Origin of the sequence: Chloracidobacterium sp. (assembly GCA_025057975.1) — a bacterium.
Lineage (GTDB): Bacteria > Acidobacteriota > Blastocatellia > Chloracidobacteriales > Chloracidobacteriaceae > Chloracidobacterium.
Genome location: JANWUV010000042.1, coordinates 1 through 282, shown reverse-complemented (window position 1 = coordinate 282; position 282 = coordinate 1). Strand labels below are relative to the sequence as shown.

The following is a 282-nucleotide window of genomic DNA, read 5'->3' as shown; positions in this document are numbered from 1 at the left end:
TAGGCCATAATGACGGCCTCGGCCATCGAGGTCGCGCCGTCATAGTGCGAGGCGTTGGCCACTTCCATGCCGGTGAGTGCGCAAATCATGCTCTGCCATTCAAAGATGGCCTGTAGCGTGCCCTGCGAAACTTCCGGCTGGTAGGGTGTATAGGCGGTCAGGAATTCGCCGCGCTGAATCAGGTAATTGACGAGCGAAGGGCTGAAGTGCTGATAGGCACCGGCGCCCAGAAAGCTGGGGAAGCGCTGGGTGTGGAAATTGCTATCGGCCAGACCGCGCATC

At 59.6% G+C, this 282-nt stretch carries 1 protein-coding gene; it reads right to left on the bottom strand.

The annotated features are described in order from the left end of the window. The coding region (locus NZ585_14950) for a glycine dehydrogenase (GenBank protein ID MCS7081329.1) at window positions 1–282 on the bottom strand (282 nt) is incomplete at both ends.